Source organism: Iodobacter violaceini, assembly GCF_011601265.1.
GTDB classification, from domain to species: domain Bacteria; phylum Pseudomonadota; class Gammaproteobacteria; order Burkholderiales; family Chitinibacteraceae; genus Iodobacter; species Iodobacter violaceini.
Genome location: NZ_JAAOLX010000003.1, coordinates 246,304 through 260,970, shown reverse-complemented (window position 1 = coordinate 260,970; position 14,667 = coordinate 246,304). Strand labels below are relative to the sequence as shown.

Sequence of the window (14,667 nt, the reverse complement as noted above, 5' to 3'; positions counted from 1 at the left end):
AATGACAAAATTAAGCTGTTTTAAAGCCTACGATATCCGTGGCCAGTTGGGCACCGAGCTGAATGCCGATATCGCTTATCGCATTGGCCGTGCCTATGGCCAGTTGCTTAAACCTCAGCGCATGGCGCTTGGGGGGGATGTGCGCCTGACCAGCGAAGAATTAAAGCTGGCACTGGCTAATGGTCTGATGGACGCAGGCTGCGATGTGATCGATCTGGGTATGACCGGCACCGAGGAAGTTTACTTCGCGGCGTTTCATTTAGATGTGGATGGTGGTATCGAAGTCACCGCCAGCCATAATCCGCTGGATTACAACGGCATGAAGCTGGTGAAACGCGGTGCAGTGCCGATTAGCGGTGACACTGGCCTGCGTGATATTCAAAGCTTGGCCGAATCAGCCGACTTTGCCCCGGTTGGTCAGCGCGGCAGTATCAGCTCGCTTTCTATCCTGGATGCTTATATTGAGCATCTCTTGGGATATGTGGATTTATCCGCCCTGCGCCCTTTAAAAATTGTTTTAAACGCGGGCAATGGTGCGGCTGGCCATGTGGTGGATGCGCTGGAGGCTAAATTTAAAGCGGCAGCAGTGCCGGTTGAATTGATTAAAGTGCATAACCAGCCTGATGGTACTTTCCCACACGGTATTCCTAACCCGCTGCTGCCAGAAAACCGCGCCGATACCGCCAATGCGGTGATTGCGAACGGCGCTGATTTAGGGATTGCATGGGATGGCGATTTTGATCGTTGTTTCCTGTTTGACGAGCGTGGTGATTTTATCGAGGGTTATTACATTGTTGGCCTGCTGGCGGAAGCTTTCTTGCAAAAGAATCCGGGCCAGAAAATCATCCATGATCCGCGTTTAACCTGGAATACCGTGGATGTGGTGCAAGCTGCGGGCGGGGTGGCGATTCAAAGCAAAACTGGCCACGCTTTTATTAAAGAGCGCATGCGCCTGGAAGACGCGGTGTATGGCGGCGAAATGAGCGCCCATCATTACTTCCGTGATTTTGCCTATTGCGACAGCGGTATGATTCCGTGGCTGCTGGTGATCGAGCTGATGAGCCGCCGCGAGCAAAAATTGTCCGCCATGGTTGAGCAGCGCATTGCGGCTTACCCGTCTTCAGGCGAGATTAACCGCAAGCTGACGGACGCTAAAGCTGCGATTGCTCGTGTTCGTGCTGTCTATGAAGGCGATGCTTTAATCGTTGATCTTACCGATGGCATCAGCATGGAATATGCTGATTGGCGTTTTAATCTGCGTTCAAGCAATACCGAGCCGGTAGTGCGCTTAAATGTAGAATCGCGTGCGGATATGGCTTTAATGCAAAAGCATACTGAGGCGATTTTGCAGCTGTTAGACGCATAAAGATGCATTTGAATCAGAAAAACGCCTCAGATGAGGCGTTTTTCTTGGGGTGAATCAAATTCACTTGGCGGCCTGAGAATTCAGCACAGCATCTAAACTAGCCTGAAAATAGCTCATCGCCTCAGCGGCTAATTCCGGCTCTGCGGTAATGCTGAATTCAATATGCGGCTCAGGGTGAAGCTCGTTGCCATAAGAGGGCAGGCTGCTGAAGCCAACTTGCGGGTAACGCGTGGTAAATGCCTGCATCACGCCAATCAGCTCGCCTTCGCGGGCATTCAGCAATACGATAGATAGCGTGGCCTCAGGTGCCTCGTCGCTATAGTGCTGATCGAGTATCCAGTCGAGCATAGGCCACGCCATGCTGGGAAAACCTGGCACCAGGTAATGATGCTGCAAAAAGCAGCCAGCCACTTGATTAACCGGATTGGGGATCAGCCCGCTGCCCGTTGGCAAATACGCCATTTGAATGCGGTGCGGGTAAGCCGCTTCGGCAAAGCGGGTCGTAATGAGCTCAGCGGCCTCCGGGTGCAAGCTCAGCGGCAACCCGAGTGCCTTGGCAAATGCCTGGCGGGTGTGATCATCTGGCGTTGCGCCTATGCCACCACAAGAAATGACATGCTGGCCTGCACTGAGGCTGCGTTTAAAGGCTTCGGTGAGCACGGCACTATCGTCGGGTAAGTAGGAGGCTGCGGCGACTTTATGGCCTCTTTTCTTCAGCGTTTCTAAAATATGGGCAAAATGCTTATCCTGGCGACGCCCGGAAAGAATTTCGTCACCAATAATAAACAGATGAAATGCAGCCATAACGCGCCTCTCTTTGTGAGCTTTAATGCAGGGCTGAATTGATTCAGGCTTTTTGATTCAGGTGCATCAGCAGAGTATGTATCCGAACTGCGATTGTCCGGTATGTTTTTTGAATTTTATCATCACAATCATTGGTTTTATATCCTTACGGCATATTGAACTTGTGCAGGTTTTATCTGCCCAAATGGGTACTGGACAAATTAATACTTTGATCCGCTCAGATCCCTTGTTTATGATCAATCTTTTCTGCCTTCCTAATTCAAAATGTCCATCTATCCCAGCCCTTCATTTGAACAAAAAATTTGCCCGCCCGAAGAATTAACCGCAAGGCTGGCCAGCCTGCCGCGCCCTTTGGTTTTTACTAATGGCTGTTTTGATATTTTGCACCGTGGCCATGTGACTTGCCTGGCGCAGGCGCGTGCTTTGGGAGCGGGTTTGGTGGTGGCGATTAATACCGATGCTTCGGTCAAGCGCCTTGGCAAGGGGGAAGACAGGCCGGTGAATCATACTGAGCAGCGTGCCGCGGTGCTGGCTGCGCTGGAATGCGTGAGTCTTGTAACATGGTTTGATGCCGATACCCCGCTGGATGTCATTCTGGCCATACGTCCTGATGTGCTGGTGAAAGGCGGTGATTGGGCGCCTGAGCATATTGTGGGCAGCAAGCAGGTTCTGGAATGGGGCGGCAGCGTGCATTCTATTCCTTTCTTATTTGCGACCTCCACCACCGAAACAATTAAGCGGATTCGTCAAAGCCTATGAGCACACGCAATAATTTATTAATTGATTTTGTGAATGAGCTGGGTGATCAGGGCTATTTGCATCCGCAGTTTTTTGCCCAGCTGGGTATGTTGTTATTTGCGCTGGCATTTGCATGGTGGGTGAATCGCACCGTAAAGCGCAGAGTGAATCCAGATCAGAACAGCTGGCACTGGCGTATGGGAGGAGAGGGATTACTGCGGGCGTTTTTTCCTTTAAATGCATATTTATTAGTGATTTTATCGGGCGTTATTCTTAAAGTCTGGTTTGTGCCGCCCTTTAAGCTGATAGCTCTGGCGAGCGTGCTCCTGCTGGCCATGGCCAATATTCGTATCCTTGTTTATGTGATCCGCCGTGTTTTTGATGGCGCATCATGGGTGATGCGCTGGGAGAAATATATCTCCGGATCGATCTGGTTTATTTATGCCCTGCATGTATTGGGTATTTCGCCAGAAGTCGCTGAAATGCTCGACAGCATCAGCCTGCCGGTGGGCAAAGCACATATCTCGGTATTAACCATCGGGCAGGGCCTGTTGTCTGTTGCCGCAACCCTGCTGATTGCGATGTGGATGGGCCGGGAGTTAGAGCGGCGACTGATGTCCAGCCAGATGATGGATATGAATGTCCGTGTGGTGCTGTCAAAGATATCCAGCGTGCTGTTGCTGATTTTTGCCATTGTGATTGCCCTGCCACTCGTGGGGATTGATTTAACGGTGCTGTCTGTTTTTGGTGGTGCGGTGGGTGTGGGCCTGGGTTTTGGCTTGCAGAAAATTGCATCTAATTATTTATCGGGCTTTATTATTTTGCTCGATCGCTCAATCAAAATTGGCGATTTGGTACAGATTGATAATCGCCTTGGCACCATTAGCAGCATTACGGCACGTTATGTGGTTTTAAAATCTGCGGATGGCACAGAAGCCCTGGTGCCTAATGACACGCTGATTACCTCCACGGTGGTCAATCAATCGTATAACGATAAATCGATCTGGACTTCACTGCCTGTTCAAGTGGCATATGGTACAGATTTAGATTTTGTATTGGATTTACTCCGCTCCGTGACCGAAGGCGAGGCGCGAATCTTAAGCACGCCAGCGCCCGGCGCCTTTGTCTCGGCCTTTGCGGATAGTGGTATTAATCTGGTATTGGGCTTTTGGCTGGCCGATCCTGAAAATGGTCAGCTTTCTTTGCGATCTGGACTAAATCTAAAGATATGGCGCTTGTTTCAAGAGCACAATATTGAGATCCCTTACCCCCGGCGTGAAGTTACCGTGCTGAATTCGACGGCATTAAAGCCGCCACTTGATGCTGCCTGACCGGCAAGTCTTGCGTAGAATCCGTGCTTACAAAAAATAAAACAGGCTGCTGGCCTGTGTGGAGATAAGAAAATGAACTGGCTTAATGGGCTGATCGACCTGCCTTGGTGGGCTTATATATTGGTGGCTTTGGTATTGACGCATATTACGATTGCATCAGTAACCATTTTTTTGCACCGGCATCAGGCGCACCGTGCGCTGGATTTACACCCGATTGCCAGTCATTTTTTTCGCTTCTGGCTTTGGTTAACCACAGGGCAGATCACCAAGGAATGGGCGTCAATTCACCGTAAACACCATGCCAAATGTGAGACGGCAGAAGACCCGCACAGCCCGCAAATTTACGGCATTAAAAAAGTATTTTGGGAAGGCTACGAGCTGTACCGTGCCGAAGCTGCAAATAAAGAAACCATGCAAAAGTATGGCCATGGCACGCCCGATGATTTTTTAGAGCGCCATCTGTATGGCAAACACAATACGCTTGGCCCTGTGCTGATGCTGCTGATCGATCTTTGCCTGTTTGGCGTTAATGGCATCTGGATTTGGGCCATGCAAATGATCTGGATTCCCCTGACTGCTGCCGGCATTATTAATGGTATTGGTCACTACTGGGGCTATCGCAATTTTGAATGCGAAGATGCATCAACCAATATTGTTCCATGGGGAATTATTATTGGCGGTGAAGAATTGCATAATAATCACCATACCTTTGGCACATCGGCCAAGCTGTCTTATAAATGGTTTGAATTTGATATTGGCTGGATGTATATCCGCAGCCTGCAGATTTTTGGCCTGGCAAAGGTGCGTAAAATTGCGCCTAAAATGACTTTATCTGCAGCGGCAAAACGTGAATTAGACGAAGCCTCTTTACAAGCGATTATTGCAAACCGCTATGCGATTGCTGCCAATTATGCGCGAACCTTAAAAGGCACGGTAGGCGAAGAAGTAGAACGCATGCGCCATAGCGCCAGATTGCCGCAGATTGATTTTGATCCGGTACGGCAAATGAAAATCTGGCTTAAGCAGGATGCCAAAGACACGCCTGAGCAGGATCAGAAAATCCTGGCGAAGGTGCTGGCAGAAAGCACTGTGCTGGAGCAAATTTATCAGATGCGCCAGGAGTTAACACGTTTGTGGGAGCGCTCTGCCTTATCCCGTCCGGAGCTGGTGAAACTGCTGCAGGACTGGTGTAACCGAGCCGAAGCCAGCGGTATTGCCGCATTGCAAGACTTCTCTTTCCGGCTGCGCACCGTGGTTTAATCATATAAAAAGGCGAACGAGGGTTCGCCTTTTTTGTGTTTTCTATATACTTGAAAAAAGATTTACAGACTCAGAGAAAGTGCAAAGAACACAGCGCACGCAGAAAGAAAATAAAGAAATTCATTGCCACAGAATGCTGCTTACATAATTATAAACCCTGCAAATTTTTCAAAAAAATTTCTATATTCATTCTTTTTTTCTCCGGGTGCTTTGTGTTCTGATTGATCTCTGTGCCTGCATATTTTTTTAAGCTTTTTTTAAATTTAAAGGGAGTTCTAAATGTCTTCAATTCAGCGTTATCACGTCGGCCCGCGTTTATCTGAAATTGTGGTGCACAATAATACGGTTTATCTGGCCGGGCAAATTGCGGAAAATCTGGAAGCTGACGCAAAAAGCCAAACCGTTGAAGTATTGGGCTTTATTGATAAATTATTAGGTGAAATTGGCTCTGATAAACAAAAGATTCTTTCAGTCACAATTTATCTGGCGGATATGGCCGATTACGATGCAATGAATATCGCATGGTCTGAATGGGTGCCTGCCGGTCATACCCCTTGCCGCGCAACGGTAGAGGCTCGTCTGGCTGATCCGCGTTATAAAGTAGAAATGTCGGTGATTGCTGCTTTGTAAGCAGGGCGGTCTATGCCGCCTGGCGATGGGCAGGGTTGAGTGCAGATGAGGACGCTATGAAACATATTTTATTGGGCTATATCGCGGGCTGGACGGATTGGTCTGGCTTGCCGCTGGAGCGCGATGCCGCAAGGCTGACGCATATTTGCTATGCCTTTGCCAATATTCAGGATGGCGAAGTAGTGCTGTTTACGGAGCAAAGTAAAGATCAAAGCCAGCCACGTGCGGTGGAGGGGATTGCTCATTTACGCGGTCTGCGCTCCAGGCATCCTCATCTTAAATTACTGATTTCAATTGGTGGCTGGGGGGCAGAAGGCTTCTCGGACGCGGCTTTAACGGCCAGCTCGCGCGAGCAGTTTGTGGCCTCTGCAATTCGCTTTATGCATCTGCATGGTTTTGATGGCATTGATCTGGATTGGGAATATCCGGCCAGTGATATGGCGGGGATTAAGGCAAGGCCGGAAGATAAGCACAATTTTACGCTGCTGCTGGCCGAGCTGCGCCGCCAGCTGAATGCAGAATCCAAAGCGCATGGCGATTCTTATTTGCTGACTATCGCTGCCGGTGCGGGCCAGTATTATCTTGATGGTGTAGAGATGCCCGCAGTGGCTGAGCTTTGCGATTTTGTTAATTTAATGACTTACGATTTTTATAATGGCTGGGCGACTCGCGCTGGCCATCACAGCAATTTGTTTAATACCCCGGCAGACCCGGAAGGCGATAGCTGCGCTAAATCAGTGGCCTTACTGACGGCCAATGGTCTGCCAGCCCATAAGCTGGTTTTAGGCTGTGCATTTTATGGCCGCAGCCTGATTGCCCCTGCTTTGGGTGAGGCGGGGCTTGCAAAGAGTAATGGCAGCGCCAGCTATAGCCAGATTGTGCACGAGCTGATTCCGGCGGGTGCGGTAAAACACTGGGATGATGATGCTAAAGCACCCTGGCTGATGGCTGGGGAGCGCTTTGTCAGCTATGAAGACGAAACCTCTGTTGCTCACAAAATGGCTTTTGTGAAGCAACACGGCCTGGCAGGCGCTTTCTTTTGGGAGTACTCAGAAGACAGAGATGGCGTGCTGATGGATGCGCTGTGGGAAGGTTTGCAGTATGAGTAGGGCGGTCACAAGGCCGTGGCCGGATTCATCAACTTAAGCCACGGCATTAACCGGTATTTTTCAGGGGGCACAAGTTCGCGCCCCCCTGAGTTATTACTTAAACAAACTGCCTATCCGCTGTTCTGCGGACAAAATGTACTTTTGGCCATTGTCTTGCAGGGCTTTGCCGTCAAAGTGATCAATGCGGTAGATCGTGCCAAAAGAGAAAGTAGGTGCGGCAACACCGGCTCCACCCACTACTTCTGCCCCGCGGCGTACATTGTCGGCCATCCATGAGGTTAAACGCAGGTGGTAAGGATTACGTTGCACTTCGCCCACGTGGCAAGCCAGCGCAGCGATCAGATCAGCGGTGTCAGCAATATTCGTTTCAATCAGCGCATTCGGTGTGGCCATTGCACGCCAGAATTCAGATTGCACCACAAAGCAGGCATGGCCCAGCCTGGCCAGAGCATCCAGCAAGAGGAAATGCGTGCCGATATGCGCGGCGTGGCCGTCGTTGTCGTTAGGCACAACGCATACTGTGGGCTGGTATTGTTTGATTAGTGCGGCGATGACATCTACTTTTTCTGCCCATGCGGCAGGATCGCTTTCGCGGGTCTTCGGGTTGACCGCCATCAGGCCGCCGGGAATTGTTTCCTGTAATTCAAAACCAAGTACCTGACAGGCACGATCCAGCTCGGCCAGACGTTCTGGCTGGCGTGGCAAATTAGAGCCCAGTGTGACGGCCACATTGATTACGCGGTAGCCATCTTCGCGCGCCAGGCGCAGGGGTAAAGCACCAATAATGCATTCATCATCGGGGTGGGGCGCAAAAACCATGGCCACGGGAGAGGAGGTTTGCGCTTGCTTTGCCGCAATCGTCAGGCCATCTAAGGTCGTAAACAATGGTGCATCTTGTTTTTGTAACAGGGCGTCGTGGGCCTTAACCAGCTCGATATACGGATTGCTCATTGGCGTCTTCTCCAAGTCTTTTCGTTAAGTGAAATTACTTACGCAGTATATGCTTTTGCGTTAAGCGAGGGGAGGGGCCTGCCTTGATCTGGATCGTGATCAGGCGGGCTTTTAGCGCAGATATCCGCGCTGCCTCTCTCCGCTTGCTCATATTTTTTATAAAGCAGCTAATAATTTGCCGTGCACACCGCCAAAACCGCCGTTACTCATAATCAGAATATGGTCACCTGCTTGCGCGGCCAGACGCACTGCTTCAATTAAGAGACTGAGATCATCAAAGCTTTGCGCTTTAGTGCCCAGAGATGCAAGGGCTTCGCTGCTGCTCCAGCCAAGATTGGCGCCATAGCAGAAAATCAGGTCAGCACCTTGCAGGCTGCCCGGCAGTGCTTCTTTCATGCTGCCCAGCTTCATGGTGTTGGATCGTGGCTCCAGTACAGCCAGAATGCGGGCATTGCCGACTTTTTTGCGTAAGCCCGCCACAGTTGTGGCAATGGCAGTAGGGTGGTGAGCAAAGTCGTCGTAAACCGTAATGCCCTTGCAATGGCCTTTGATCTCCATGCGGCGCTTCACGTTTTTAAATTCCGCAAGTGCTGCAATAGCCACGGCAGGGCTTACGCCCACATGGCGGGCTGCTGCTATCGCGGCCAGCGCATTCATTTGATTGTGCTCACCTATCAGATCCCAGTGCAATTCACCCTGAGGCTGATCACCAAGCAGTACTTCAAAGCCATCGTCAAAGCAACGGCCCGCACGCCAGCCGGATGCACCGCCAAAGTATTCCACCTCACTCCAGCAGCCTTTATCGAGGACTCGTTTTAAGCTGTCTTCCTTGCCATTCACCAGCAGCCGCCCAAGGCCCGGCACGGTGCGTACCAAATGGTGAAACTGGGTTTCAATGGCGGCCAGATCCGCAAAAATATCGGCGTGATCAAATTCAAGATTATTCAGCACGGCAGTGCGCGGGCGGTAATGCACAAATTTGCTGCGCTTATCAAAGAAAGCGGTATCGTATTCGTCGGCTTCAAGTACAAAAAAAGGAGAGGTGGACGCGCTGTCCTGGCGTGGTATGCCTGGAGCACGGGCGGAGATGCCAAAGTTTTCCGGAATGCCGCCAATTAAAAAGCCTGGCGCTAAACCTGCGTATTCTAAAATCCACGCCAGCATCGAGCTGGTACTGGTTTTGCCGTGAGTTCCTGCAACGCAGAGCACCCATTTATCGCGCAGCAGATTGTCGCCCAGCCATTGCGGGCCTGATGTATATGGCAGGCCGCGGTTCAGGATTTCTTCCATTAAAGGATTGCCGCGCGTAACCACATTGCCGATCACATACAGATCTGCACCTAAAGACAGCTGGTCTGAATCCCAGCCTTCGATCAGCTCAATTCCAAGTGCTTTCAGCTGAGTAGACATTGGGGGGTAAACATTGGCGTCGCAGCCGGTTACTGTATGGCCTGCTGTACGGGCAAGTGCAGCAATGCCACCCATAAATGTGCCGCAAATTCCGAGAATATGAATATGCATATCGGTTTAAATTCCTAGGGTAATAAGGGTATTGTCATAGATTCATCGCTCGTGTTTGCGTACAATCGTTCTTCTAAACTATTGTGTAATGGCTTTGTGTCACTTATGTCTAATGTAACTGTATCAGCGTCTGTCAATCCGGTGGAAATTGCCCGGATTGCACTTAAAAAGCTTTCGGAACGTGGATTAGCGCCAACACCTGAAAATTACACCAAATTTTACAACGCCATTGCCACGATTAAATCGCCCGATGCCAAAACATCGAACGAAACCTTACAAGCATGGCAGTTGCTTTACAAGGTGGAAGATATCCTTGGCGATATGGGCGAAACCACGGGGCAGTTATTAAGCGCTTTAGCTGGTGGTAACGAGGCCATGACCGCCAGTTTAGACCAGCTGCAAGATACAAGACGTGCACATTTAGAACAGAGTGTCAGCCCTGATGATACGCACAGCAAGCTGGAAACCCTGCTCAATACCATCATTAATTCTACGTCTGAAATGCATTCATCCGTAACCGCATCGAAAACCGATTTGCTGGCTATCCGTGATTCTGTGCGCAGTATCGAAGAAAACCTGGCCATTAACCGGCAGATTTTAGAGCAAGATGCGCTGACAGGGGCAATGAATCGCCAGGGGTTTGATAATCGTTTAGTACGTGAAGCCAAGCTTGCCCAGCGGCACGGCCATAAATTATCGGTGGTGCTGTTTGATCTGGATGATTTCAAATTAGTGAATGATCGTTTTGGCCATGCCGTGGGCGACAACGTGCTGGTTCATATTGCCGGTCTCGCAAAATCAGTTTTAAGAGAGTCAGATATTCTTGTGCGTTATGGTGGTGAAGAATTTTTGATTTTGCTGGCCGAAACCGATATTCATGGTGCGCGCTATGTGCTTGAGCGTTTGCAGCAGGTGGCCCGCCGCAATCCATTTATGTATAAACAGCAGCGCCTGGATGTGACGTTTTCAACCGGGATTGCCATGTTGCGCGGTGATGAAAATGGCCGCGCACTCGTGCTGCGCGCCGATGAAGCGCTGTATATCGCTAAACGCAATGGCCGGGGCCTGATTGAGCTGGCCCAATAAGAGGCTGCGCTCAGCTAAAAATTGAAACCCGGTTTCTGCCATTATGCTTTGAGGCATAGAGTGCCAAATCGGCGTATTCAAGCAGTTTTTTAGAGCTTTCAGTGTGATTCGGGTAAACCGCGATACCTGCAGAAAAAGTGATTTTTAAAGCACTGTTTTGATGGCGGATGGTGATTTTAGAAAAATCTTCACGGTATTTATCAATTTTAATTTGGGCGTTTTCGGCTGAAGCGCCCATCATCAGAATTAAAAACTCCTCTCCCCCAAGGCGGCAAACAATATCGCTGGTTCGGGCCTGAGCGCTTAAAAAGCGGGCCAGGCATTTCAGTGCTTCATCCCCAGCCGGGTGGCCATAAGTATCATTAACTGTTTTAAAGTGATCGATATCAATCATCACCGCGCTGAGCGGCATCTGATTCCGTGTGGCCTGGGCCAGCATAATATCTAAAGTTTCTGCCAGATAACGGCGGTTGTATAAGCCGGTCAGCGGATCTCTTAAAGCGGCTTCCAGTAGTTTTTCCTGCAAAGAAACGATTTCTTCCAGCTTGTTTTCCAGCTTTAGTTTGGCTTCTTGCAAGGCATCAAAAGTGTGTTTTCTCTGGGTGATGTCTTCATAAGCCCCCACAATCCCAATGACAGAGCCATCGCTTTCCAGCAGCGGTACATGGTTCAGGCTGATATGGGTGAGCTTGCCATCGTGAGTGGTAATGGCTCCTTCCTGATTAAGCAGGCTTTGCCCGGTACGGATCACCGTCTGGGCGAAGGCTTGCAGGGCATTGGCGCGCTCGGGCATCAGGTCAAAGTCTGTTCTGCCGATGATCTCCTCTGATGAGCTGACTCCATTGTCATTGGCAAAATGCCTGTTACAGCCAATATAGCGGGAATCGGGGTCTTTCCAGAAAACACGGATGGGGATGGCATCGAGCACCGCATTCAGCAAGCGCTGGGATTTCTCCGCATCCTGTTCTTTTTGTTCTAATTCTTCAGTAAAGGCCAAGAGCTCATGATGCATTTTATTCTGAGCAATATGGGCACGCACCCTTGCGCGCAAAATGGCACGGCTGATGGGCTTATTAACATAATCCACCGCACCCGCTGCAAAGCCCCGCTCTTCATCTGCTGTGCTTAATAAAGCAGTAACAAATATCAGGGGAATTTTCGCTGTATCCGGGTTGGATTTGAGTTGTGCACATACGGAGTAGCCATCCAGCTCCGGCATAATGACATCAAGCAGGATTAAATCCGGCAGATATTCTTTTGCCAGTTTTAATGCAGTGTGGCCATTGCTGGCGGTGAGCAGCTGGTACTCATCCTCAAGACAAGAAGAGAGGATGGCAATACTGTCTGGCATATCATCGACGATTAACACGATCGGCTTAGGTCTGGCAGTAGGTTTACTCATGGCCGGGCTCTTGATGTGTGTTTGCTGACAATAACAGTTCGCTTGCGTTCTGGTTTTATGCTCCGGATGACGGCTTGCTCCATATACAAGCCGTCATCAGAGAAATGTGGCTTGTGTTTACTTAATTTAAGCCACGTTTGGCAAGCAGGGGAGCTACCTCTGCCGGACGGCCACGAAATGCCAGCCATGCACTGGCCGGATCGATAGAATTGCCCACGCTGTAAATCGTGCGGTACAGGCGCTCTGCCGTTGCCGGATCGAAAGGGTTGCCCGTTTCTGCAAAAGCATTAAAAGCATCTGCTTCTAAGACTTCGGCCCACATATATACGTAATAGCCTGCCGCATAACCATCGCTCGAAAACAGATGCCCGAAATGGGGCAGGCGGTGGTTAATTCCTGCAGCTATGGGCAGGCCGATTTTTTCCAGCGTGGCTGCTTCAAAAGCACTGATATCCTGCACTTTTTCAGTTAAATCTAAATGGATTTGTAAATCAAGCAGGGCAGAGCCCAGATAGCGCACAGTTTCAAAACCCTGATTAAAAAAGCGTGCATTTTTGATTTTGGCAAGCAGGGTATCTGGAATCGCTTCGCCGGTTTTAATATGCAAGGCATGCTTTTTGAGCACTTCGTCCTGTTCGGCCCAGTTTTCAAAGAGTTGAGAAGGCAGCTCTACATAATCCCGTGCCACAGCCGGTCCTGCCAGCAGGCTGTATTCAACATCTGACAGCAGCCCGTGCAAACCATGGCCAAATTCGTGGAATAAAGTGCGCACATCGTCAAAAGACAACAGCGTAGCCTGCCCTGCCGGGGCTTTAGAGAAATTATTATTGTTGATCACAATGGGCACAATGCGCTTGCCTTCACTGCGGCTCTGGCTGCGAAACTCATGCATCCACGCCCCGCCTTGCTTGCTGGTGCGAGAGAAATTGTCGCCAATAAAGAGGCCGATCACCTCGCCCTCGCGGCAGACTTCCCAAAGCCGTGCATCGGGGTGATATAGCGGCAGATCACAGCGCTCTTTAAAGCTCAGGCCAAACAGGCGATGCGCGCAATCAAAAGCGGCGGCAATCATATTTTCCAGAGCAAAGTAAGGTTTGATTTCGGCGTCATCTAAATCAAATCGCGCCAGGCGTTGCTGCTCGGCCAGATAAAACCAATCCCATGGCTCGATATCCAGCGGCTCGCCCAGCTCTGCGGCCAGGGTTTGCAAGTCAGCTTGCTCTTCGTGCACGCGTTCCAGTGCAGGTGCCCACACTTTTTGCAGTAAATCCATTGCCGCTTGTGGCGTGCCTGCCATGCGGTCATTTAAGGCGTAATCTGCAAAATTGGCATAACCCAGCAATTGGGCCTGCTCTTGCCGCAGCGCCAGAATTTGCGGGACGATGAGGCGGTTATCTGTTTTACCTGCGTGTGCACCGCGGCTTTTCCATGCTTTGTGCGCGATTTCGCGTAAATCCCTGCGGCTGGAATAAGTCAGAAATGGCACAACGGAAGAGCGGCTGAGTGTTATAACGCAACCTTCTGTGCCACGGTCTGCCGCTGCCTGTTTTGCGGATTCTCTGATGGAGTCCGGCAGGCCGGCCAAATCATTTTCATCATGAAGCTGCAGGCGATATTCCGCCTCATCGCTGCGTACATTTTGCGAAAATTGTGTGCAGAGTGTGGCCAGAGCGGCCACGATATCTGAAAATCGCTGCTTTGATTCACCTGTCAGCTCAGCGCCATTTCTTACAAAATTTAAGTGAATACGTTCTAAGAGCCGCAGCTTTTCTGTGCTTAAGCCCAAATCTTTGCGTTGCTGATAAAGGGCATTAATACGTGTAAAAACGCCTTCCTGCTGATAAACCATATTATGGTGGGCAGCAAGTTGCGGTGCGAGTGTGAGCTGGATTGCTTCCAGCTCCGGGCTTGTTTCTGAAGCCGTCAGGTTTTCAAACAGGGCATTGATGCGCGCAAGTAATGAGCCGGCAAGGGCAAAGCACTCTGCACTATTAGCAAAATCAGGCAGGCTGGTTTGTTCGGCAATTGCATTTAATTCGGCGCGATGTTGCGCCATCGCAAAAGCAAAAGCAGGGGGAAAATGCCCGGGCAGAATTTGATCAAATGGTGGCAGGCCAAAAGGGCTTTGCCATTCTTGCAATAAAGGATTGTGCTCTGTGTGCATGATTGACGCCTGAGACTTTAGAATGTTTATTTTATTGCATTGGCATAGTGCTGGCTATTGGTGAAACCAATACTAAACATTTAATGCTAAATTTTTATTTAATCATTGCTCAGTTAAAAACGTATTTTAAGAAAATTGTCATATTTTACTGAAAAAGCGTGGTATTAATCTGAACGTGTTTGAGGTGAAGATGGCGTGACTCATGCCACTGCTATGATTGAAAATCAGCCCCAAACCCGGTATTTGTGAATAATTTGAAAATTTTTCAAATTGAATATTGCAGCAGAGTGCTATAAACAGCGTCG

The 14,667-nt window shown here is 49.8% G+C and carries 12 protein-coding genes; 7 read left to right on the top strand and 5 right to left on the bottom strand.

Features of this window, described 5'->3' with window-relative positions; translation table 11 throughout:
- Position 1: 1 nt before the first annotated feature.
- Positions 2–1,366: a phosphomannomutase CpsG gene (gene cpsG / locus HA050_RS07295; RefSeq protein ID WP_166824011.1), complete on the top strand. Its 1,365-nt coding sequence runs from the start codon at positions 2–4 to the stop codon at positions 1,364–1,366.
- Between the two features lie 60 nt (positions 1,367–1,426).
- On the opposite strand, the gene HA050_RS07290 is transcribed toward cpsG, so the two are convergent.
- Positions 1,427–2,170: a competence/damage-inducible protein A gene (locus HA050_RS07290; RefSeq protein ID WP_166824008.1), complete on the bottom strand. Its 744-nt coding sequence runs from the start codon at positions 2,168–2,170 to the stop codon at positions 1,427–1,429.
- A gap of 264 nt (positions 2,171–2,434) precedes the next feature.
- On the opposite strand from HA050_RS07290, the gene rfaE2 reads away from it, so the two are divergent.
- From rfaE2 to HA050_RS07265, 5 genes are all read left to right on the top strand, one after another.
- On the top strand, positions 2,435–2,929 hold the full coding sequence (gene rfaE2, locus HA050_RS07285; RefSeq protein WP_166824005.1) for a D-glycero-beta-D-manno-heptose 1-phosphate adenylyltransferase: 495 nt from the start codon (positions 2,435–2,437) through the stop codon (positions 2,927–2,929).
- On the top strand, positions 2,926–4,239 hold the full coding sequence (locus tag HA050_RS07280) for a mechanosensitive ion channel family protein (protein ID WP_166824003.1): 1,314 nt from the start codon (positions 2,926–2,928) through the stop codon (positions 4,237–4,239). The genes rfaE2 and HA050_RS07280 overlap by 4 nt, the downstream gene beginning before the upstream one ends.
- A gap of 72 nt (positions 4,240–4,311) precedes the next feature.
- The gene (locus tag HA050_RS07275) at positions 4,312–5,499 is read left to right on the top strand and encodes a DesA family fatty acid desaturase (RefSeq protein WP_166824000.1); all 1,188 of its coding nucleotides are present in this window, start codon (positions 4,312–4,314) and stop codon (positions 5,497–5,499) included.
- Positions 5,500–5,778: 279 nt separating this feature from the next.
- Positions 5,779–6,129 carry a RidA family protein gene (locus tag HA050_RS07270; protein ID WP_099398337.1) on the top strand — a complete coding sequence of 117 codons (351 nt, stop codon included), beginning with the start codon at positions 5,779–5,781 and terminating at the stop codon, positions 6,127–6,129.
- A gap of 56 nt (positions 6,130–6,185) precedes the next feature.
- Positions 6,186–7,238: a glycoside hydrolase family 18 protein gene (locus HA050_RS07265; RefSeq protein WP_166823998.1), complete on the top strand. Its 1,053-nt coding sequence runs from the start codon at positions 6,186–6,188 to the stop codon at positions 7,236–7,238.
- A gap of 93 nt (positions 7,239–7,331) precedes the next feature.
- Here HA050_RS07265 and HA050_RS07260 read toward each other — a convergent pair whose 3' ends face one another.
- Together HA050_RS07260 and mpl are read right to left on the bottom strand one after the other, a co-directional pair.
- Positions 7,332–8,189 (bottom strand): PIG-L deacetylase family protein, encoded by an 858-nt coding sequence (locus HA050_RS07260; protein ID WP_166823995.1) that lies wholly within the window; start codon positions 8,187–8,189, stop codon positions 7,332–7,334.
- 156 nt (positions 8,190–8,345) lie between these two features.
- Positions 8,346–9,710, bottom strand: coding sequence for a UDP-N-acetylmuramate:L-alanyl-gamma-D-glutamyl-meso-diaminopimelate ligase (mpl, locus tag HA050_RS07255; RefSeq protein ID WP_166823993.1), 1,365 nt, complete (start codon positions 9,708–9,710; stop codon positions 8,346–8,348).
- Positions 9,711–9,815: 105 nt separating this feature from the next.
- Here mpl and HA050_RS07250 point away from each other — a divergent pair, with 105 nt between their 5' ends.
- Positions 9,816–10,796 (top strand): GGDEF domain-containing protein, encoded by a 981-nt coding sequence (locus HA050_RS07250; RefSeq protein WP_166823991.1) that lies wholly within the window; start codon positions 9,816–9,818, stop codon positions 10,794–10,796.
- 10 nt (positions 10,797–10,806) lie between these two features.
- On the opposite strand, the gene HA050_RS07245 is transcribed toward HA050_RS07250, so the two are convergent.
- Together HA050_RS07245 and HA050_RS07240 are read right to left on the bottom strand one after the other, a co-directional pair.
- Positions 10,807–12,198 carry a diguanylate cyclase gene (locus HA050_RS07245; protein WP_166823988.1) on the bottom strand — a complete coding sequence of 464 codons (1,392 nt, stop codon included), beginning with the start codon at positions 12,196–12,198 and terminating at the stop codon, positions 10,807–10,809.
- Between the two features lie 121 nt (positions 12,199–12,319).
- Complete coding sequence (locus HA050_RS07240; RefSeq protein WP_166823986.1) at positions 12,320–14,362, bottom strand: M3 family metallopeptidase; 2,043 nt, start codon at positions 14,360–14,362, stop codon at positions 12,320–12,322.
- Positions 14,363–14,667 lie beyond the last annotated feature (305 nt).

Coding starts and splice junctions, on each gene's coding strand:
- HA050_RS07275 (WP_166824000.1), top strand. CDS start 4,312: ATGAACTGGCTTAATGGGCTGATCGACCTGCCTTGGTGGGCTTATATA.
- rfaE2 (WP_166824005.1), top strand. CDS start 2,435: ATGTCCATCTATCCCAGCCCTTCATTTGAACAAAAAATTTGCCCGCCC.
- HA050_RS07265 (WP_166823998.1), top strand. CDS start 6,186: ATGAAACATATTTTATTGGGCTATATCGCGGGCTGGACGGATTGGTCT.
- HA050_RS07250 (WP_166823991.1), top strand. CDS start 9,816: ATGTCTAATGTAACTGTATCAGCGTCTGTCAATCCGGTGGAAATTGCC.
- HA050_RS07245 (WP_166823988.1), bottom strand. CDS start 12,198: ATGAGTAAACCTACTGCCAGACCTAAGCCGATCGTGTTAATCGTCGAT.
- cpsG (WP_166824011.1), top strand. CDS start 2: ATGACAAAATTAAGCTGTTTTAAAGCCTACGATATCCGTGGCCAGTTG.
- HA050_RS07270 (WP_099398337.1), top strand. CDS start 5,779: ATGTCTTCAATTCAGCGTTATCACGTCGGCCCGCGTTTATCTGAAATT.
- HA050_RS07240 (WP_166823986.1), bottom strand. CDS start 14,362: ATGCACACAGAGCACAATCCTTTATTGCAAGAATGGCAAAGCCCTTTT.
- mpl (WP_166823993.1), bottom strand. CDS start 9,710: ATGCATATTCATATTCTCGGAATTTGCGGCACATTTATGGGTGGCATT.
- HA050_RS07280 (WP_166824003.1), top strand. CDS start 2,926: ATGAGCACACGCAATAATTTATTAATTGATTTTGTGAATGAGCTGGGT.
- HA050_RS07260 (WP_166823995.1), bottom strand. CDS start 8,189: ATGAGCAATCCGTATATCGAGCTGGTTAAGGCCCACGACGCCCTGTTA.
- HA050_RS07290 (WP_166824008.1), bottom strand. CDS start 2,170: ATGGCTGCATTTCATCTGTTTATTATTGGTGACGAAATTCTTTCCGGG.